At 65.2% G+C, this 20,182-nt stretch carries 15 protein-coding genes and 2 pseudogenes; 7 read left to right on the top strand and 10 right to left on the bottom strand.

Annotation, left to right across the window (positions count from 1 at the left end; all coding sequences use genetic code 11):
- Positions 1-73 precede the first annotated feature (73 nt).
- Positions 74-1,282 carry a 3-oxoadipyl-CoA thiolase gene (gene pcaF / locus DCM79_RS07040; protein WP_257179250.1) on the bottom strand — a complete coding sequence of 403 codons (1,209 nt, stop codon included), beginning with the start codon at positions 1,280-1,282 and terminating at the stop codon, positions 74-76.
- Positions 1,283-1,615: 333 nt separating this feature from the next.
- Here pcaF and mutS point away from each other — a divergent pair, with 333 nt between their 5' ends.
- Positions 1,616-4,354 carry a DNA mismatch repair protein MutS gene (gene mutS / locus DCM79_RS07035; protein WP_257179249.1) on the top strand — a complete coding sequence of 913 codons (2,739 nt, stop codon included), beginning with the start codon at positions 1,616-1,618 and terminating at the stop codon, positions 4,352-4,354.
- 128 nt (positions 4,355-4,482) lie between these two features.
- Here mutS and DCM79_RS31830 read toward each other — a convergent pair.
- Together DCM79_RS31830 and DCM79_RS07030 are read right to left on the bottom strand one after the other, a co-directional pair.
- Positions 4,483-4,713, bottom strand: a pseudogene (locus DCM79_RS31830) (histidine kinase); the annotation flags it as partial.
- Between the two features lie 226 nt (positions 4,714-4,939).
- A pseudogene (locus DCM79_RS07030) lies at positions 4,940-6,413 on the bottom strand (PAS domain S-box protein); the annotation flags it as partial.
- A gap of 476 nt (positions 6,414-6,889) precedes the next feature.
- On the opposite strand from DCM79_RS07030, the gene DCM79_RS07025 reads away from it, so the two are divergent.
- On the top strand, positions 6,890-7,861 hold the full coding sequence (locus tag DCM79_RS07025) for an AraC family transcriptional regulator (RefSeq protein WP_257179248.1): 972 nt from the start codon (positions 6,890-6,892) through the stop codon (positions 7,859-7,861).
- A gap of 38 nt (positions 7,862-7,899) precedes the next feature.
- Here DCM79_RS07025 and DCM79_RS07020 read toward each other — a convergent pair whose 3' ends face one another.
- Complete coding sequence (locus DCM79_RS07020; RefSeq protein ID WP_028133316.1) at positions 7,900-8,781, bottom strand: CoA ester lyase; 882 nt, start codon at positions 8,779-8,781, stop codon at positions 7,900-7,902.
- Positions 8,782-8,892: 111 nt separating this feature from the next.
- On the opposite strand from DCM79_RS07020, the gene DCM79_RS07015 reads away from it, so the two are divergent.
- Positions 8,893-9,534 (top strand): carbonic anhydrase, encoded by a 642-nt coding sequence (locus tag DCM79_RS07015; protein ID WP_257179247.1) that lies wholly within the window; start codon positions 8,893-8,895, stop codon positions 9,532-9,534.
- Between the two features lie 107 nt (positions 9,535-9,641).
- Here the strand turns inward: DCM79_RS07015 and DCM79_RS07010 are convergent, their stop codons facing one another.
- Positions 9,642-10,676 (bottom strand): aspartate-semialdehyde dehydrogenase, encoded by a 1,035-nt coding sequence (locus tag DCM79_RS07010; protein WP_257179246.1) that lies wholly within the window; start codon positions 10,674-10,676, stop codon positions 9,642-9,644.
- A gap of 116 nt (positions 10,677-10,792) precedes the next feature.
- Between DCM79_RS07010 and DCM79_RS07005 the strand changes: the two genes are divergently transcribed.
- The gene (locus DCM79_RS07005) at positions 10,793-11,578 is read left to right on the top strand and encodes a hypothetical protein (protein WP_257179245.1); all 786 of its coding nucleotides are present in this window, start codon (positions 10,793-10,795) and stop codon (positions 11,576-11,578) included.
- Between the two features lie 156 nt (positions 11,579-11,734).
- Positions 11,735-12,124, top strand: a complete 390-nt coding sequence (locus DCM79_RS07000) for a hypothetical protein (protein WP_257179244.1) — start codon at positions 11,735-11,737, stop codon at positions 12,122-12,124.
- A gap of 178 nt (positions 12,125-12,302) precedes the next feature.
- Here DCM79_RS07000 and leuB read toward each other — a convergent pair whose 3' ends face one another.
- Positions 12,303-13,415 carry a 3-isopropylmalate dehydrogenase gene (gene leuB / locus DCM79_RS06995; protein WP_257179243.1) on the bottom strand — a complete coding sequence of 371 codons (1,113 nt, stop codon included), beginning with the start codon at positions 13,413-13,415 and terminating at the stop codon, positions 12,303-12,305.
- 243 nt (positions 13,416-13,658) lie between these two features.
- On the opposite strand from leuB, the gene DCM79_RS06990 reads away from it, so the two are divergent.
- Positions 13,659-14,855, top strand: coding sequence for an MFS transporter (locus DCM79_RS06990; protein WP_257179242.1), 1,197 nt, complete (start codon positions 13,659-13,661; stop codon positions 14,853-14,855).
- A 126-nt stretch (positions 14,856-14,981) separates the two neighbouring features.
- On the opposite strand, the gene DCM79_RS06985 is transcribed toward DCM79_RS06990, so the two are convergent.
- The 4 genes from DCM79_RS06985 to DCM79_RS06970 all read right to left on the bottom strand — a co-directional run bounded on the left by DCM79_RS06985 (position 14,982) and on the right by DCM79_RS06970 (position 18,388).
- Positions 14,982-15,764, bottom strand: a complete 783-nt coding sequence (locus DCM79_RS06985) for a molybdopterin-dependent oxidoreductase (protein ID WP_257179241.1) — start codon at positions 15,762-15,764, stop codon at positions 14,982-14,984.
- Positions 15,765-15,774: 10 nt separating this feature from the next.
- Positions 15,775-16,404, bottom strand: coding sequence for a cytochrome b/b6 domain-containing protein (locus DCM79_RS06980; RefSeq protein WP_257179240.1), 630 nt, complete (start codon positions 16,402-16,404; stop codon positions 15,775-15,777).
- Positions 16,405-16,587: 183 nt separating this feature from the next.
- On the bottom strand, positions 16,588-17,142 hold the full coding sequence (locus DCM79_RS06975) for a fasciclin domain-containing protein (protein WP_257179239.1): 555 nt from the start codon (positions 17,140-17,142) through the stop codon (positions 16,588-16,590).
- 484 nt (positions 17,143-17,626) lie between these two features.
- The gene (locus DCM79_RS06970; protein WP_257179238.1) at positions 17,627-18,388 is read right to left on the bottom strand and encodes an SDR family oxidoreductase; all 762 of its coding nucleotides are present in this window, start codon (positions 18,386-18,388) and stop codon (positions 17,627-17,629) included.
- A gap of 115 nt (positions 18,389-18,503) precedes the next feature.
- On the opposite strand from DCM79_RS06970, the gene DCM79_RS06965 reads away from it, so the two are divergent.
- Complete coding sequence (locus DCM79_RS06965) at positions 18,504-20,033, top strand: malonyl-CoA synthase (RefSeq protein ID WP_257179237.1); 1,530 nt, start codon at positions 18,504-18,506, stop codon at positions 20,031-20,033.
- Positions 20,034-20,182 lie beyond the last annotated feature (149 nt).

The following is a 20,182-nucleotide window of genomic DNA, read 5'->3' as shown; positions in this document are numbered from 1 at the left end:
TGAACCCGGAATCTCGAGATCCCGGGTCGGCGCAAATGCACCGCCCGGGGATGACCGGAAGTTGCGCGTCCGGTCAGTTCAGCTTCTCAATCGCGACCGCGACGCCCTGGCCGACGCCGACGCACATGGTGGCGAGTGCGAGCTTGCCGCCACGCTTTTCCATGCCGTGGACGGCGGTGAGCGCGAGGCGCGCGCCGCTCATGCCGAGGGGATGACCGAGCGCGATGGCCCCACCATGCGGATTGACGAAATCGGCATCATCGGCGACGCCGAGCTGGCGCATGCAGGCGATGCCCTGGGAGGCGAAGGCCTCGTTGAGCTCGATCAGGTCGAAATCGCTGATCTTCTTGCCGAGGCGCTCCATCAGCTTGCGGGTCGCGGGCACCGGGCCAATGCCCATGATGCGCGGCGGCACGCCGGCCGAGGCCAGGCCCAGGATGCGGGCGCGGGGCGTCAGGCCATGCTTCTTCACAGCGGCCTCCGAGGCCAGGATCATCGCGGCAGCGCCGTCATTGACGCCGGAGGCGTTGCCGGCGGTGACGGTGCCCGGATTGCGCACGATCGGCTTCAGCTTGGCGAGGCCCTCCAGCGTGGTCTCGGGACGCGGATGCTCGTCCTTGTCGACGGTGATGGGGCCGGCCTTGCCGCCGGGAATGGTGATCGGCGTGATCTCTTCCGCAAAATAGCCGGAGGCGATCGCCTTGCCGGCGCGCTGCTGCGAGCGGATCGCGAAGGCGTCCTGGTCGGCGCGCGAGACCTGGAATTCCTCGGCGACGTTCTCGCCGGTCTCGGGCATGGCGTCGACGCCGTACTGCGCCTTCAGCAGCGGATTGATGAAGCGCCAGCCGATCGTGGTGTCGAAGATCTCGGCCGAACGCGAGAAGGCCTCCTGCGCCTTGCCCATCACGAACGGCGCGCGGGTCATCGACTCGACGCCGCCGGCAATGGCGAGCTCGATCTCGCCGGAGCGGATGGCGCGGCCCGCGGCGCCGACCGCATCGAGGCCGGAGGCGCAGAGCCGGTTCAGGGTCTGGCCGGGAACCGAATCCGGCAGACCTGCGAGCAGGAGCGCCATGCGCGCGACGTTGCGGTTGTCCTCGCCGGCCTGATTGGCGCAGCCGAAGAAGACCTCGTCCACCTGCGCCCAGTCGAGATTGGGGTGCTTGGCCATCAGCGCCTTGATCGGGGCGGCGGCGAGATCGTCGGCGCGCACCTTGGCGAGCGAGCCGCCGAAGCGGCCGATCGGAGTCCGCACGGCATCGCAGATAAAGACGTCACGCATCGTTGTTCTCCCTGAATGCCGCGGTTCGGCCCAAATTCTTCAATGACGGCGGAGTTTTAGGAGGGCGCCCGCGGCAGGTCAATTGACGGATTCGCAGGTGGCGTATTCGGAACTCCCTGTCATTCCGGGGCGCGCCATTTGGCGCGAACCCGGAATCCATTTGTCCGCGCGACCTGCGGCCCGATGGATTCCGGGCCTGCGCCTGGCGGCGCATCCCGGAATGACGACCGAGAATGTGGCAACCGCGTGCAATACACGGACAACGTGGAAAACCTGCTCTCTCCGGCCAAAGCGATAGGAGCAGGTGCCGAAATTTTGTAGGTTGCGCCGCCTATGACGATGCAGCAGCCGATACAAGCTCCGCCCCCCGACGAAGCGCCCGCACCGCCGGCGGAAGCCGCCGCGCGCGTCACGCCGATGATGGAACAGTACTTGGAGATCAAGGCGGCGCATCAGGGCCTGCTGCTGTTCTACCGGATGGGCGATTTCTACGAATTGTTCTTCGAGGATGCCGAGATCGCCTCCAAGACGCTCGGCATCGTCTTGACCAAGCGCGGCAAGCATCAGGGCGCCGACATCCCGATGTGCGGCGTGCCGGTCGAGCGCTCCGAGGATTATCTGCACCGCCTGATCTCGGCCGGTCACCGCGTCGCGGTCTGCGAGCAGACCGAGGATCCTGCCGCCGCGAAGGCGCGCGGCAACAAGAGCGTGGTGCGCCGCGGCGTGGTGCGGCTGGTCACGCCGGGTACGCTGACCGAGGACACGCTGCTCGACGCCCGCGCCAACAATTACCTGCTGGCGATCGCGCGCGCCCGCGCCTCCGGCGGCGGCGATCGCTTCGGCCTTGCCTGGATCGACATCTCGACCGCCGAGTTCATGGTCACCGAATGCGCGAGCGGCGAGCTCGCCGCGACGCTGGCGCGCATCAACCCGAACGAGGCGATCGTCACCGACGCGCTCTATAACGACAGCGAGCTCGGACAGACCCTGCGCGAGCTGCCGGCGGTGACGCCGCTGACCCGCGACGTCTTCGACGGCGCCACCGCCGAGAAGCGGCTGTGCGAGTATTTCGCGGTCGCGACCATGGACGGGCTGGCGCAGCTCACGCGGCTCGAGGCAACCGCCGCGGCCGCCGCGATCACCTATGTCGACCGCACCCAGGTCGGCAAGCATCCGCCGCTGTCGCCGCCCGCGCGCGAGGCCTCCGGCGCGACCATGGCGATCGATCCGGCCACACGCGCCAATCTCGAGCTGACGCGGACGCTCGCCGGCGAACGCCGGGGATCGCTGCTCGATGCGATCGACTGCACCGTGACCTCGGCGGGCTCGCGCCTGCTGGCGCAGCGGCTGGCGGCGCCGCTGACGGATGCACCCGCCATTGCGCGCCGGCTCGATGCGGTCAGCACCTTCGTCACGGATTCGGCCGCGCGCGAGGACATCCGCAGCATCCTGCGCGGCGCGCCCGACATGTCGCGGGCGCTGGCCCGTCTCTCGGTCGGCCGCGGCGGGCCGCGCGATCTCGCCGGCATCCGCGACGGCATCATCGCCGCGGACCAGGTGCTGACGCGGCTCTCCGAACTGGATGAGCCGCCGCAGGAGATCGCGGCGGTGATGACAGCGCTGCAGAGGCCCTCGCGCGAGCTGGCGGCGGAATTCACAGGCGCACTCGACGAGCAGCTGCCGCTGATCAAGCGCGACGGCGGCTTCGTCCGACAGGGCTATGAGCCCGCCCTCGACGAAGCGCGAAACCTGCGCGACGCCTCGCGGCTGGTGGTGGCCTCGATGCAGGCCCGCTACGCCGACGCGACCGCCGTCAAAGGCCTCAAGATTCGCCACAACAACGTGCTCGGCTATTTCGTCGAGGTCACGGCGCAGCACGGCGACAAGCTGATGTCGGCGCCGCTGAACGCGACCTTCATCCATCGCCAGACGCTGGCGGGCCAGGTGCGCTTCACGACCTCCGAGCTCGGCGAGATCGAGGCCAAGATCGCCAATGCCGGCGACCGTGCGCTCGGGCTGGAGCTCGAGATCTTCGAGCGGCTGTCAGCGAAGGCGATGGCGATCAGCGACGATCTGCGCGCCGCGGCGCACGCCTTCGCCCTGCTCGACGTTGCGACATCGCTCGCAAAGCTCGCGGTCGACGATCATTACGTGCGGCCGGACGTGGACGATTCCCTCGGCTTTGCGATCGAGGCCGGCCGCCATCCCGTGGTCGAGCAGGCCCTGAAGCGCAATGGCGAGCCGTTCATCGCCAATGCCTGCGATCTTTCGCCGGCGCCTGGCCAAAAGTCCGGTCAGCTCTGGCTGCTGACCGGCCCGAACATGGCCGGCAAATCGACTTTCCTGCGCCAGAACGCGCTGATCGCGCTGCTCGCCCAGATCGGCAGCTTCGTGCCGGCCACCCGTGCGCGGATCGGCATCGTCGACCGCCTGTTCTCGCGCGTTGGCGCCGCCGACGATCTCGCCCGCGGCCGTTCCACCTTCATGGTGGAGATGGTCGAGACTGCGGCGATCCTCAATCAAGCCGGCGAGCGCTCGCTGGTTATCCTCGACGAGATCGGCCGCGGCACCGCGACGTTCGACGGCCTCTCGATCGCCTGGGCCGCGATCGAGCATCTGCACGAGAGCAACCGCTGCCGCACCCTGTTCGCCACGCATTATCACGAGCTGACCGCGCTCTCGGCCAAGCTGCCGCGGATGTTCAATGCCACCGTGCGGGTGAAGGAATGGCAGGGCAATGTCGTGTTCCTGCATGAGGTGCTGCCGGGCTCGGCCGACCGCTCCTACGGCATCCAGGTGGCCAAACTCGCCGGGCTGCCGCCGGCGGTGATCACGCGCGCGAAGTCGGTTCTCTCCAAGCTGGAGGCACAGGACCGCGGCCAGACCGCGCGCGCGCTGGTGGACGACCTGCCGCTGTTCGCCGTGCCCTCGCGCGCCGCAGCGGAAGCCGCGCCGCCGAGCGAGGCCGAGCTGCTGATGGACGCGGTGAAGGCGCTGCACCCCGACGAGATGTCGCCACGCGAGGCGCTCGAAGCGCTCTATGCATTGAAGGCCAAGCTGCCGAAGCAGTGACGGTGCCGCAGGGTGGGCAAAGCGAAGCGTGCCCACGCGCATCTGCTGGATCGCGAAGAGATGGTGGGCACGGCGCGCGAGAGCGCGCCTTTGCCCACGCTACTGTCTTTGCTGCGATACTGTCTATCCTACGCCCGGTTGGCCATCGCCGCGGCTTCCGCCGCAGCGCGCTGCATGCTGGTCGACATCTCGTTCGTCACGGTGCTCTGCTCCTCGATCGCCGCGGCCGTCGACGTCACGTATTCGCTGACATTGTTGATGGCCTGCTTGATCGAGCCGAGCGCGCTGACGACGTCGCCGGAGATGCCGTTGAGGCTGCCGATCTCCGCGCCGATCTTGTCGGTGGCCTGCTTGGCCTGGTTGGCGAGGCTCTTGACCTCCGAGGCGACCACCGCGAAGCCGGCCGAGCGCGCTGACGACGTCGCCGGAGATGCCGTTGAGGCTGCCGATCTCCGCGCCGATCTTGTCGGTGGCCTGCTTGGCCTGGTTGGCGAGGCTCTTGACCTCCGAGGCGACCACCGCGAAGCCGCGGCCGGCTTCGCCCGCGCGCGCCGATTCGATCGTGGCGTTGAGCGCGAGCAGGTTGATCTGGCCGGTGATGTTGTTGATCAGCTCGACGATGCCGCTCATCGCCTGCGCGGCTTCCGTGAGGCGCTGCGCCTGCGCGTCCGCGGTGGCGACCTGATCCACCGCGCTCATCGCGGTCTCGCGCGATTTGGTCATCGCCTCGGAGATCTCCCGCACCGAGGCGTTCAGCTCCTCCGAACCCGCGGCAACCGATTCCATCATGCCGCGCACGCGCTCGTTGCCCATGCGGACCAGCACCTGCCTGGTGACGTCGGTGGCGTATTTGACGACCTTGAACGGCTTGCCGTTGAGATCCATGATCGGATTGTAGGAGGCCTGGATGTAGACCTCCTTGCCGCCCTTGCCGATGCGCTTGTATTCGGCCGCCTGGTATTCGCCGCGATTGAGCGCCGCCCAGAACTCGCGATAGGCGCTGCTGTCGCGCTCGCCGGGCTCGACGAACATGCTGTGATGGTGGCCCTTGATCTCGGCCAGCGAATAGCCGAGCGCGCCGAGGAAGTTGGCGTTCGCGGTGATGATCGTGCCGTCCATGTTGAACTCGATCACGGCCTGGGCCTTGTCGATCGCCGCGATCTGGCCGGCGAGATCGGCGTTCTTCAGCTTCTCCGCGGTCACGTCGGTCGCGAACTTGACGACGCCGTAGGGCTTGCCGTTCTCGTCGAGCAGCGGGTTGTAGGAGGCGAGGATCCAGACCTCGCGGCCGCCCTTGCCGATGCGCTTGAACTCCCCGGCCTGGTAGTCGCCGCGGTTGAGCTTGGCCCAGAACTCGCGATAGGCGGCGCCGTTGCGCTCGGCCTCGGCGACGAACAGGCTGTGGTGCTTGCCCTCGATCTCGGCCAGCGAATAGCCGAGCGCCTTGCAGAAATTCTCGTTGGCACTGACGACAGTGCCGTCGAGCCTGAACTCGATCACGGCCTGGGCGCGGCCGATGGCGGCGATCTTCGAAGCATCCGTCATGCTGCGGATCTTCTTCGCGGTGATGTCGGTCGCAATTCTCGTTGGCACTGACGATGGTACCGTCGAGCCTGAACTCGATCACGGCCTGGGCGCGGCCGATGGCGGCGATCTTCGAAGCATCCGTCATGCTGCGGATCTTCTTCGCGGTGATGTCGGTCGCGATCTTGGCGACCATCACCGTCTTGCCGTTGCCGTCGAGCACCGGATTGTAGGATGCCTCGATCCAGACCTCGCGGCCATCCTTCGCGATCCGCTTGAATTCCCGCGCCTGATACTCGCCACGGTTCAATGCGGCCCAGAACGCCTTGTACTCGGCGCTGTCGCGCTGGTCGGCCGGCACGAGCATGGAATGATGCTTGCCCTGGATCTCGTCGAGCCGATAGCCGAGGGCGTCGAGGAAGTTCTTGTTGGCCGTGATGATCGTGCCATCAAGGTTGAACTCGATCATGGCCTGCGAGCGGCCGATCGCATCAATCCGGGCTTGGGCATCGGGGCGGGTTTTACGGCCGAACATTTTGATAGCTCCGAAATTGATGCTCGTCTGCAGCGCGTGCGCGTGCAGACCGTTGCAATATTCATGATCTGACTCGGAATCCCGTGCGGACAATCGTTCGTCCGCTCCGCGACCCCGCACCATGCAGGAGGTATACGAATCGAATTATCAGAGTATTTGTCCGATCGAAGACACAATGGCCGGATTCTGCCAGTGCGATTAACCGGCCGGAGACATCCGGAGCCTTGCTGACACGCCGAGGCCTTGAATTGCGAACGCCGGCCTAAGATCGCTATCGGTATTTGGCAACGATCTGCATCGATCAATCATCCTTCCCTGCGCGACCGGGCATGTGCACAGGTCCAGACAATTTGTCGCATCCGATGCAAGTGCGCGCTCCAGGAAGACTCAAGCTGCGCCTGGCGACATCGATGCAATTTCCAATTGGTAGCGCCCGAATGGCGATGCACTAATTTCTCTCGTCAGAGGTTTCTGATTTGGGCTCCGTTTCTTTTCTCGACCGGTATCCATTGCTTCAGTCCCGCGACAGCGAGTTCGCACGCGACCGCCTGTTCGCCACGTATGGCGCCGACCGCTTCGAAAAGCATGGCGGTGAGTTCGGCATCCAGGCCAACTTTGCCCGCTTGCAATCGATCGGCATCGCCTTCTGTGCCTATGAAGGTGCAGCGTCGCTGTCCTTTCCCGAATCCTCGATCCTCCGCCAGTTCTTCTCCATTCAGGGTGCCGCGACTTTCAGGACCAAAGGACAGGGCCGGCCGATCTCGGCTTGGAGTCCGATCGTCTCCGGCGAAGCCAGGCTGGATCTCGACTTTGCGCCGGGCTACCGCCAGCTGGTGCTGAGACTGGAGGCCGGCGCACTTGAGCGTTTGCTGAAGGGAATGCTCGGCGACAGCAGCGACGTGACGCTGCGTTTCACCGAAGACGAAGCGGATCCGGCGGCAATGACGCAGGTGCGTCAGGACGTCTTCAGGTTTGCCGAGGAGCTGGAAAAATTCGGACGGGATTACTCTCCCATCGCCATCGCCGAGCTCGAGCGGGCGCTGATGGTCCGAGTCCTTCTGGCGCACCAGCACAATTTTACCGACCGGCTGCTGCGCCCCGTACCAGGCGCCAACCGGTCTGTCGTCGACATCGTGGAATCCTATATCGAGGCGCATTGGGACGAGCCTCTCGACCTGGAGAGGCTCGCGAGGATTGCCAATGTCAGCGTGCGGACGATTTTCCGCGAGTTCTCCGATGCCGGACGGGGATCACCCGGCCAGTGCGCGAGGCGTTTCAGGATTCAGCGGGCCGCGGAGTTGTTGCGGCGTCCCGACGAGCAGACCAGCGTCGTTGCCGTGGCGTTCAGATGCGGTTTCCAGAATCTCGGCCGCTTCGCCTCGGAATATCGGCAAGCCGTCGGTGAGCTGCCATCCGAAACTCTGAGGAACGCGAGAAGACGGCAGTGATGCGGCGACGCTGCCGCTGAGTTCGCAGCAAAGCCGCCTCAACCCTTCCCCATCGCAGCGATCGCGTCCGCGATGGCGATCGTGCGCCTGGCCATGTCGGCGTGCAGGCGCTCCACCATCGCGCCATCGAGTCGGATCGCGCCGCGCGAGGCATTCTCCGGCAGCTCGAACGCCGCGATGATTTTTCGCGCGCGCGCAACCTCCTCCTCGGGCGGGGTGAAGATCGCGTTGCAGGCGTCGATCTGCGAAGGATGGATCAGGGTCTTGCCGTCGAAGCCGAGATCGCGGGCTTGCGCGCATTCGGTGGCGAAGCCGTCGGGGTTGGCGATGTCGCTGTAGGGGCCGTCGAGGATCTCGAGGCCGTGAGCGCGCGTCGCCAGGATGCAATGGGTGATCATCGGAAGCATCGCAGCGCGGCCGGGCAGCATCCTGATCCGCGTCTCGCGCGAGATGTCGTTGGGGCCGAACACGAAGCCGGAGAGACGCCGCGACGGATCGCGCCCGGCCTCGGCCAGCTCCTCCGCATGCAGCACGGCGCGCGCGGTTTCGATCATGGCCCAGACCTTCACCGTCGGCGCGGCGCCAAGCTCGGTGAGGCGGAGGCCGATGGTGTCGAGATCCTCGATGCTTGAAACTTTTGGAACCAGGATGCCGTCGGGCGAGGCCTTGGCGGCCATGGCGACGTCGTCGGCCCACCAGGGCGTATCGAGGCCGTTGGTCCGGATCAGGATCTCGCGCTTGCCAAAGCCCTTGGCTGCGATCGCGGCGGCGATGCCGTCGCGCGCCACCGCCTTGGCGTCAGGTGCAACGGAATCTTCCAGGTCCAGGATCAGGCCGTCGGCGGCGAGGTGGCGCGCCTTTTCCAGCGCACGGGGATTGGAGCCGGGCATGAACAGATGGCTGCGGCGCGGGCGGGTCATGCGTGCGTTCCTTCCGGTTTCCTCGAACTTATTCTGGCCGGAGCCGATAGCATCTGGCCTGCTCATTCGAAAGGCTTGTTCGCCCCAGCGGTATATGATTAGGCATAGGCCATGATGACATTCCCGAAGCATTTGCTGGAAGGCTACAAGGCCTTCGCCACCCAGCGGCTGCCGACCGAGCAGAGCCGCTATCGCGAGCTGTCGGTAAAGGGGCAGTTTCCGGAAGTGATGGTGATCGGCTGCTGCGACAGCCGCGTCTCGCCCGAGGTGATCTTCGACGTCGGCCCGGGCGAATTGTTCGTCGTCCGCAACATCGCCAACCTGGTGCCGGTGTATCAGCCCGACGGCGCCGCGCACGGCGTCTCGGCGGCGCTGGAATATGCCGTGACGGTGCTGAAGGTGAAGCACATCGTCATCCTCGGCCACGCGCAATGCGGCGGCATCCGCGCCTTCGTCGACAAGATCGAGCCGCTGACGCCGGGCGACTTCATCGGCAAATGGATGCAGATGTTCATCAAGCCCGGCGAGGTGGTGGAGCAGCGCGACCACGAAACCATGGCGCAATTCGTCGAGCGGATCGAGAAGGCCGCAGTGTTCCGCAGCCTGGAAAACCTGATGACCTTCCCGTTCGTGCGCAAGGCCGTGGAGTCAGGCCAGATGCAGACCCATGGCGCCTATTTCGGCGTCGCCGAGGGATCGCTGTTCGTGCTCGACAAGGTCGCGAAGGAATTCAAGAACGCGAATGGCGAGTGACGCCGTAGGGTGGGCAAAGCGAAGCGTGCCCACCAATTCTTTCCCATAGCAAGAGATGGTAGGCACGGCGCGCGAAGAGCGCGCCTTTGCCCACCCTACCGGCAGCGTCAGGCCGCCTGCTTCTTCGCGCTGATCAGCTTGCGGTTGATCAGCACTTCCGCGATCTGGATCGCGTTGAGGGCCGCGCCCTTGCGTAGATTGTCGGACACGCACCACAGCACGAGGCCGTTCTCCACCGTGGCGTCCTCGCGGATGCGGCTGATGTAGGTGGCGTCCTCGCCGGCCGCCTCATACGGCGTGGCGTAGCCGCCGGGCTCCTGCTTGTCGATGACGAGGCAGCCGGGCGCCTTGCGCAGGATCTCGCGGGCTTCGTCGGCGCTGATCGGATTCTCGAACTCGATGTTGACGGCCTCGGAATGGCCGACGAACACCGGCACGCGCACGCAGGTGGCGGTGAGCTTGATCTTGGGATCAAGGATCTTCTTGGTCTCCGCCATCATCTTCCACTCTTCCTTGGTGTAGCCGTCCTCCATGAAGACGTCGATGTGCGGGATGACGTTGAAGGCGATGCGCTTGGGGAATTTCTTCGCGACCAGCTCGTCGTTGGTGTAGACGGCCTTGGTCTGCGAGAACAATTCGTCCATCGCGTCCTTGCCGGCGCCCGAGACCGATTGATAGGTCGAGACCACGACGCGCTTGATGGTCGCCTTGTCGTGCAGCGGCTTGAGCGCCACCACGAGCTGGGCGGTCGAGCAGTTCGGGTTGGCGATGATGTTCTTCTTCTTGAAGCCTTCGGTCGCAGCCGCGTTGACCTCGGGCACGATCAGCGGCACGTCCGGATCCATGCGCCAGGCCGAGGAATTGTCGATCACCACAGCGCCGGCGGCGCCGATCTTCGGCGACCATTCCTTCGAGACCGCGCCGCCTGCCGACATCAGGCAGATGTCGACGTCGGAGAAGTCGTAATGCTCGAGCGCTTTGACCTTCAGGGTGCGGTCGCCATAGGAGACCTCGACGCCCATGCTGCGGCGTGAGGCCAGGGCCACGACCTCGTCCGCGGGGAATTTGCGCTCATCCAGGATGTTGAGCATTTCCCGTCCGACATTGCCGGTCGCGCCGACGATTGCGACTTTGTAACCCATCGTTCACTCTCCGGTGAAAAAGCCCGTTCCCGAAGCTGACGCTTAAACAGGAAGAGCAGCGCTTCTATGCGAGAACCGGCCTCAAGACAACGTGGGACCATGCCTTAGGGACGTGGATGCAGTCGCCCGAGGCCAGCATGGCCGCAATCTCGACCCGGACCAGCCTCCATCTGGCGCTGGCGGCCTTCGCCGACGAGGTGGTCGGCACGCTGGCGCGGCTGATCGCCTATGTGGGGGCGCTCGCGCTCTTTGCCATCTTTGGCCTTGCGGCGCTCGGCCAGCTGCCCGATCTGCGCGACGACGAGCTGGCGCCGAAACCCGGCTGGAGCGTGGCCGACCGCTCGCAGCCGGCCTTCGCCCTCAGCCGACTTGATTCATCAGAGAAAACAGCCTCTTACACCATCCTTCGACATCCCGAAGGGGGCCGCCGCGACGTCATGCGCTGGACCGGCGCGGCAGACAAGGTGCTGGCCGAGCTCGAGATTTACCGGGAGGGCGGTGAATTCGACGTGACCCGTCCCGTCGCAATGGACCTTGCCGTCCAGATGGGCCTGAACGCGGCGACCCCGCTCGAGCAGGCCGGCCTGATCGAGACGAAATTCGGCCCGGTGGCGCTGTTCCGGCCGACCGGCACGACGCCATCATGCCTCGGCTACCTCAAACGCAGTGAGGAGCCGGCCTTGCAGATCTCCGGCTTCTCCTGCCAGGGCGACACCCTGCCCGCCCAGCGCGCCGCCATCGCCTGCACGCTGAACCGGCTGACGCTGTTGACCTCCGGCAACGAGCCGAAGCTGGCGGGCCAGTTCGCCCAGGCCGAGCTGAAGCGCCGTGCTTGCGACCTCCAGGGCTCGCCGGACTGGCTGCTGGGCGCCGCGAATGCGCAATTGCGCGGGGCACTTTGAGCGGCATCAAGTCCAAGTGGCTGGTATTGATGCAACTTTTACCGACGCCCACGATTATTCCGCGCCGGTGTGACCCAATAGACCTAGTTGCGCTGACCCCGGCCGGGCTAGTATGGGGTGAAATCGACTGGCGGTGCGCCGCTTGAAGGGGACGTGATGAGCTCGAAATTCTCTGCCAAATTGGCGACCTTGTTTGCTGCGGGCGCCGTGATTGCCATGTCCTCTGCCTTGTTCCTGGCGACGCCGGCCTCGGCCGACAACAAGACCAAGCGCTATGACGAGCGCGGCCGGCCCTATTACGGCCCGAGCGGTCCCAACGCGGTCTACCAGCAGGGCCGCACCCGCATCTATGTCAGCAAGCGCTCCTGGCTCGATGGCGGCACCGAGGTCAATCCGGGCGACCGCAAGTACAGCGATTACGCCTTCCCGCCGGCGGTGGGCTATCCGTCCTTCGCCCGCGAGAATCTCAACCGTCCGATCGACCGCCAGCCGCTCTCGCCGCCGCAGGATGTCGGCGGCTATCCGCAGAATTTCCCGCTGTACTGAGCGGATACGTATCGAAGCAAAATGGCCGGGCTCACGCCCGGCCATTTTTGTTTGGGAAGGTGCTTAGGTGCGTAGGGTGGGCAAAGGCGCCCTTGCGCCGTGCCCACCACCTCTCTCGGTCGCAAAAGATACGTGGGCACGCTTCGCTTTGCCCACCCTACAATGGCGCTGCTTGTGGCTACGCGTGCAGCTTCTGCAATTCCTTCAGGATCGCTTCGCCCATCTGCGTGGTGGACGCGGCCGTGGTGCCCTCCGACTTGATGTCGGCGGTGCGCAGGCCGCTCGCCAGCACGGCGGCGATTGCCTGATCGACCTTGTCGGCGAGCGCGCCCATGTCGAAGGAATAGCGCAGCGCCATGCCGAAGGACGAGATCATCGCAATGGGATTGGCGAGGCCTTGGCCTGCGATGTCAGGCGCCGAGCCGTGCACGGGCTCGTACAGCGCCTTGCGCTTCCTGGTCTTCACATCCACTTCGCCGAGCGAAGCCGAGGGCAGCATGCCGAGCGAGCCCGTCAGCATCGCCGCGATGTCGGACAGCATGTCGCCGAACAGATTGTCGGTGACGATGACGTCGAACTGCTTCGGCCATTTCACCAGCATCATGCCGCCGGAATCGGCGAGCTGGTGCTCGAGCGTGACGTCGGGGTATTCGCGCTTGTGAACGGCGGTCATGACCTCGTTCCAGAGCACGCCCGACTTCATGACGTTGCGCTTCTCCATCGACGTCACCTTGTTCTTGCGCTTCCTGGCAAGCTCGAAGGCGACGCGGCCGATGCGCTCGATCTCATAGGTGTCGTAGACCTGGGTATCGATGGCGCGCTTCTGGCCGTTGCCGAGATCGGTGATGGTCTTGGGCTCGCCGAAATAGACGCCGCCGGTGAGCTCGCGCACGATCATGATGTCGAGGCCCTCGACCGCCTCGCGCTTCAGGCTGGAGGCATCGGCCAGCGCCGGATAGCACACCGCGGGACGGAGGTTGGCGAACAGCGCCAGATCCTTGCGCAGGCGAAGCAGGCCGGCTTCGGGGCGCACCTCGTACGGCACGGCATCCCACTTGGGACCGCCGACCGCGCCGAAGATCACGGCGTCGGCGTCCTTGGCCTTGGCCATGTCGCCCTCGGAGATCGACACCTTGTGCGCATCATAGGCGGAGCCGCCGACGAGGCCGGTGTCGGTCTCGAAGCTGGCGATCCCGGCCGAATTGAGCCAGTCGATCAGCCGCTTCACCTCGCCCATCACCTCGGGGCCGATACCGTCGCCGGGGAGCAGCAGCAATTTGTGGGTCGCCATGGTCGTGTCCTTTTCGATCCTCTCTCGTCATTCCGGGGCGCGAGCAAAGCGAGCGAGCCCGGAATCCATCAGGCCACAGCGCAGGCGGGGAAATGGATTCCGGGCTCGCGCTGCGCGCGCCCCGGAATGACGGATGGCCGGAGTGCTAGAGCGGCGTTGCGCGCTTGGCAAGACACCATTGCCGGGGTGCGGCTGTGCAAGGCGGGCGGGGCCTGCCACACTGCGATACGCCGGAGTACCCCCTTGCACGCACCCGACCGCGCCCCGCCCTACGCGCATCCCGCGCGGCTGATCCTGACGCTTTCGCTGGCCGCCACCGTCGGGCTCGGCATCGGCCGCTTCGCCTATGCGCTGGTGCTGCCCGACATGCGTGAGGACCTCGGCTGGTCCTACTCGGCGGCCGGATTCATGAACACCATCAACGCCGTCGGCTATCTCGTGGGCGCGCTTGCAGCGTCCCGCCTGATCCAGCGCGTCGGTTGGGCGGCGGCCATCCGCGGCGGAACCCTCGCCTGCGTCGCCGCGCTCGCGACCTGCGCGCTGACGGAGAATTTCCTCGCGCTGAGCCTGGCGCGGCTCGTGCTGGGCCTCGGCGCCGCGGCCGGCTTCGTCGCCGGCGGCGCGCTCGCCGCCACCATTGCCCAGACGCAGCCCGCGCGGGCCAATTTTCTGCTCAGCCTGTTCTATGCCGGACCCGGCATCGGCATTCTGTCCTCAGGGCTGATCGCCCCGTTCACGCTGCAATATTTCGGGCCGGGCTCGTGGTGGATCGTGTGGTGGGCGCTGACGATATTGTCGGTCGCGATGACGATCCCGCTGTTCCTGATCCGGATCGAGAGCGATGTCCGCTTCTCGGACGGCGGTCAGGCCTCGTTCGCGATCCTGCCCGTGCTGATCTACCTCGCCAGCTATTTCCTGTTCGGCGCCGGCTACATCGCCTACATGACCTTCATGATCGCCTATGTGCGCGACGGCGGCGGCGGGGCCGCGGCGCAGGCGGGATTCTGGGGCCTCATTGGCCTCAGCGCCTTCGTCACGCCCTGGGCCTGGCGCGGCGTGCTGGCGCTCGATCGCGGCGGGCTTGCCACCGCGATCATCCTCGGCACCAACGCATTGGGTGCCGCCCTGCCAATGCTCGGGCATTCGCCGGCATGGCTCGCGGTCTCGGCGATCGTATTCGGCGTCGCCTTCTTCGCCGTGGTCGGCTCGACCACCGCCTTCGTGCGCTTCAACTATCCGCCAGAGGTGTGGCCGACCGCTATAGCGGCGATGACGATCTCGTTCGGCGTCGGCCAGACGCTGGGCCCGATCGTTGTCGGCGCGATCACGGATGCGCTGGGAAGCCTGAGCTACGCGCTCAATGTATCGGCGGCGCTGCTGGCGCTGGGCGCCGTCGCGGCGCTGTGCCAGCGGAAGGTGGCCAAACAGCCGGTGCCGTAGGGTGGATTAGCGAAGCGTAATCCACCAACTTCGTTCAGCGAACGCTGAAGCATGGTGGATTACGCCAAGCGACTGCGCTTCGCACAGCCGCTCGGCTAATCCACCCTACGGCCACGGAGTTCGAGGCTAGCTCCCGCTGAACGAATTGTAGCCCTGATCTTCCCAATAGCCGCCTTTGTAATCGTTGGTGACTTCCATCGAGACCACGTATTTCGGGTTCTTGAAGCCGAGCTTGGTCGGCACGCGGATCTTCATGGGAAAGCCGTAGGCGCGCGGCAATATCTCGTTCGCGTATTTGAACGTCATCTGGGTCTGCGGATGCAGGGCGCTGCGCATGTCCAGCGGCGAATTGTAGCCGTCCTTGTCGGCGCACTGGAACCAGACGTATTTCGCGCGCGTGTCGGCGCCGATCAATTTCAGGAAGTCGCGCATGGGCGTGCCGGTCCAGCTGCCGATCGCGCTCCAGCCTTCGACACAGATGTGACGGGTGATTTGCGTGACCTGCGGCAGCTTGTGGAGCTCGTCCAGCGTCCATGACTTCTTGTTGTCGACGAGGCCGCGCACCTCGAGCTTCCAGTCGGCGGCATCGATATCGGGCGCGTCGTCGAGATCGTAATAGGCGTTGAACGGGAACGGCTTGGTGATCGCGCTCTCGGGGAAGGTCGGCGCCAGCGCGTCGGGATTGAACATCCAGGCCTGCACGGCGTCGTTGAACTTCGAGACCTTCGCCAGCATGGTCTCGGCCGAGGACGAGTCGATCACGTCGCAGCCGGTGAGCAGCGTCAGCGCGCCCAGGCTGGCGCCGCCCGCGATGAAGCGGCGGCGGGTGACGTCAGGCATGGTCTTGAGGGAATCCTTGATGAGGAGCCGCCTGTCGACGCCTGGAATCAGGAACGGGCGCTTCGCCATAGTCTCCTCCTCAGCGGCCGATGATCATCGCGCGCAGGCTCTTCGGCACGAGCAGCGCGAGCAAGACGTGAACGACCAGGAACGCGCAGATTGCGGCCATGCAGAAGAAGTGGACATAGCGCGCGGCAGGATAGTCGCCGAACAGCATCACGAGATAATAGAGCTGCACCGGCTTCCATATCGCAAGGCCCGACAGCACGATCAGCACGCCGACCACGATGATGCCGGCATAGAGCAGCCGCTGCACATAATTGTAGACGGTGAGATCGTCATGGCCGAGCTTGAAGGTCAGGGCGGCCCTGACGTCGCGGAGCACCCCCGACGCCGTGATCGGGAACAGTTTCTTGCGGAAGCGGCCGGTAACGAAGCCGGTGACGAGGTAAGCGAGGCCGTTGATCATCAGCAGCCACATCGCCGCGAAATGCCAGAGCAGGCCGCCGCCGAGCCAGCCGCCGAGCGTGTATTCGCGCGGGAAGCGGAAGTCGAACAGCGGCGAGGCGTTATAGATCTGCCAGCCCGACAGGATCATCAGGATCATGGCAAGGGCGTTGATCCAATGCATGACCCGGACCCAGGCCGGCTGGATCACTTTGGCCGGGGTGGCTCCGACCTGCTCGTCGGTGACTGTGAGGCTCGCCATGATGGTTCCGTCCTGAACGTCCGTGCGACAGCAATTATACGCCGGTATTTCGCTTTTCGTTACGCCCAGCCGGCCATCGAATCGATGCCGCCGGGCTATTGTGGTCACAAAAAAGCGAGCCGGGTATCCCCGGCTCGCGGTCTGAAACCATCCTATTCGGGGATGAAACAGGATCGTCTGGTGTTACGTCGCCGGCATCAGCACGGTGTCGACCACATGGATGACGCCGTTCGACTGGTTGACGTTGGAGATCGTCACCATCGAGGTGCCGCCCTTGGCATCGACGATCCAGACCTTGCCGTCCATCTTCTTGACCGTCAGCTCCTCGCCCTCTGCGGTCTTAAGCTTCTTGCCGTCAGAGAGGTCGGCGGCCGCGAGCTTGCCCGGCACGACGTGATAGGTGAGGATCTTGGTCAGCGTCGCCTTGTTCTCGGGCTTGACGAGGTTGTCGACAGTGCCGGCCGGCAGCTTGCTGAAGGCGGCGTTGGTCGGTGCGAACACCGTGAACGGGCCCTTGCCTTCCAGCGTCGGCACCAGGCCCGCGGCCTTCACCGCCGCCACCAGCGTGGTGTGATCCTTCGAGTTGACCGCGTTCTGCACGATGTTCTTCGACGGGAACATCGCGGCGCCGCCGACCATGACGGTCTTCTCCTCGGCGCTCACGGGCGCGACGATTGTCGCGGTGATGGCCAAGGTGCTGAAGGCGGCGGCAGCGAGATAGGCAATGCGCTTCGACATGGAGAGTCTCCCGATTGAATTGTTGCCGGCGATGGCCGGCGTTGAGTTGGGGCAACAACGGCAGCTGCGACAATCGAGGGGTGATGCAGCAGCGCCGTCGTTGCACGAACTACGGGAGGGTTTGGGTTGCGGTTTCGGGGAAAAATTCTTTGTGATGCGTGAAACTATCGGCAGGAATGTTCGTGCGGGGCGCGACATTCCGCAAGCAGACGATGCCGTAGGGTGGGCAAAGGCGCAGAGCGCCGTGCCCACCATCTCTCTCCGTAATTACGAGTGGTGGGCACGCTTCGCTTTGCCCACCCTACGGCAGCTGCGACGCGCTCAAATGTCGTCCCGGACAAGCGAAGCGCAGATCCGGGACCCATAACCACAGGAAGATGTTTGGCGAAGACCCGGAGTGACCAGTCGCGCCCACAATTTCTGCCTGTGATTATGGATCCCCGCGTTCGCGGGGATGACACCGAATGTGGCTCGCGCGCCCGCCTCAATCCCTGTTGTTCGGCGTCTGGATGAAGCCGCGATTATGCGTCGGGCTGATCAGCACTTCGTTGATGCAAACGCGCGCCGGCATGCTCGCGATGAACGCGATGGTGCGGCCGAGGTCTTCCGGTTGCAGCATCTTCGCCTGCTCCTCCTTGCTCGGCACCACCGGGCGCAGCTCGAGGATCGGGGTCGCGACCTCGCCCGGCATCAAACAGCAGGCGCGCAGGCCGTTGACGCATTCGTCCATGTTGAAGGAATGGGTCAGCGCCAGCACCGCATGCTTGGTGGTGGTGTAGGCCGGGCCCGGCATCTTCGAGACGTGGCGACCGGCCCAGGACGAGACGTTGATGATCGCGCCGTCTTGCTGCTTGCGCATCGTCGGCAGCACGGCGCGCATGCAATAGAGCACGCCGTTGAGGTTGACCTGGACCAGCTTGTCCCAGCCCTCCAGCTCCATGTCCTTCCAGCTTCGCTTGGGAACATTGATGCCGGCATTGTTGACGAGCAGGTCGATGCGGCCGTGCCTGGCGACGATCCGGTCGGCCGCCTTCTGGGCTTCGGCCGCATCGGAGACGTCGAGTGCAATGGCCTCCGCGGCTCCGCCCGCCTCGATGATCTTGGCCACCACGGCATCCAGGGCCGACTGCCGGCGGCCCGAGACCACCACTATCCAGCCGTCGGCTGCTAGCGCCTCGGCGCCGGCCTCTCCGATCCCGCTGCCACCGCCCGTGACCCAGGCCACGCGTTTCCCAACTCTGGTCATGCAAACTGTCTCCGTTGCTTCTGCGGGGCGGTTTTTGCTAATCCAGCCCTCGGTTTTGACCGGCCTTGTCCAACAAGCCTTGTCGTACAAGTCCCTGCGGTCGAGGAAATCTTGCATGAACCCAGCAGCGAACGCCAACCTGTTTTCCCGCCTGTTCGACGGCCTCGACGATCCCAAGCGCCTCGCGATCGAGACGCATGACGGGGGCCGCATCAGCTATGGCGATCTGATCGCGCGGGCGGGGCAGATGGCGAACGTGCTGGTCGCGCGCGGGGTGAAGCCGGGGGACCGCGTCGCGGTGCAGGTCGAAAAATCCGTCGCCAACATCGTGCTGTATCTCGGCACGGTGCGGGCCGGCGCGGTCTATCTGCCGCTCAACACCGCCTATACGCTGAACGAGCTCGACTATTTCATCGGCGACGCCGAACCGTCGCTGGTGGTGTGCGATCCCGCCAAGGCCGAAGGCCTCGCCCCGATCGCCGCCAAGGTGAACGCTGGGGTCGAGACGCTCGGGCCCGACGGCAAGGGCTCGCTGACCGAGGCTGCCGACAAGGCCGGCAGCGACTTCACCACGGTGCCGCGGGCGAACGACGATCTCGCCGCGATCCTCTACACCTCGGGCACGACCGGCCGCTCCAAGGGCGCGATGCTGAGCCACGACAATCTCGCCTCGAACTCGCTCTCGCTCGTCGACTATTGGCGCTTCACCGACAAGGACGTCTTGATCCACGCGCTGCCGATCTATCACACCCATGGGCTGTTCGTGGCGACCAACGTGACGCTGTTCGCGCGGGCGTCGATGATCTTCCTGCCGAAGCTCGATCCAGACCTCATCATCAAGCTGATGGCACGCGCCACGGTGCTGATGGGTGTACCGACCTTCTACACGCGGCTGCTGCAGAATGCGGCGCTGTCGCACGAGACCACCAAGCACATGCGACTGTTCATCTCGGGCTCTGCGCCGCTGCTGGCCGAGACCCATCGCGAATGGTCGGCCCGCACCGGGCACGCGGTGCTCGAGCGCTACGGCATGACCGAGACCAACATGAACACGTCGAACCCCTATGACGGCGAGCGGGTGCCCGGCGCGGTCGGCTTTCCTTTGCCGGGCGTCTCGGTGCGCGTCACCGACCCCGAAACGGGGAAGGAATTGCCGCATGAAGAGATCGGCATGATCGAGGTGAAGGGGCCGAACGTCTTCAAGGGTTACTGGCGCATGCCGGACAAGACCAAGGCCGAATTCCGCCCCGACGGCTTCTTCATCACCGGCGATCTCGGCAAGATCGACGCCAAGGGCTACGTCCACATTCTCGGTCGCGGCAAGGATCTCGTCATCTCCGGCGGCTTCAACGTCTATCCCAAGGAGATCGAGAGCGAGATCGACGCCATGCCCGGCGTGATCGAGTCCGCCGTGATCGGCGTGCCGCATGCCGATTTCGGCGAGGGCGTCACCGCGGTCCTGGTGCGCCAGCCCGGCGCCAGCATCGACGAAGCCGCGGTCCTGAAGGGCCTGGACGGACGCCTCGCCAAGTTCAAGATGCCCAAGCGCGTCTTCGTCGTCGACGAGCTGCCGCGCAACACCATGGGCAAGGTGCAGAAGAACATCTTGCGCGAGACCTACAAGGATATTTACGCGAAGAAGTGAGGCGGCGCGGACGTCAGGCAAAACTGCGCCACACCGTCTCCGTCATGCCCCGCCTAGTGCGCAATTGCGCACGAAGGCGGGGCATCCAGTACGCCGCGGCTTCTCGTTTCAATCACTGTGATCTCTGGAATACTGGATTCCCCGCCTTC

This window comes from Bradyrhizobium sp. WBOS07, from assembly GCF_024585165.1.
Lineage (GTDB): Bacteria > Pseudomonadota > Alphaproteobacteria > Rhizobiales > Xanthobacteraceae > Bradyrhizobium > Bradyrhizobium japonicum_B.
This window is presented reverse-complemented; position numbering and strand designations above follow the sequence as displayed.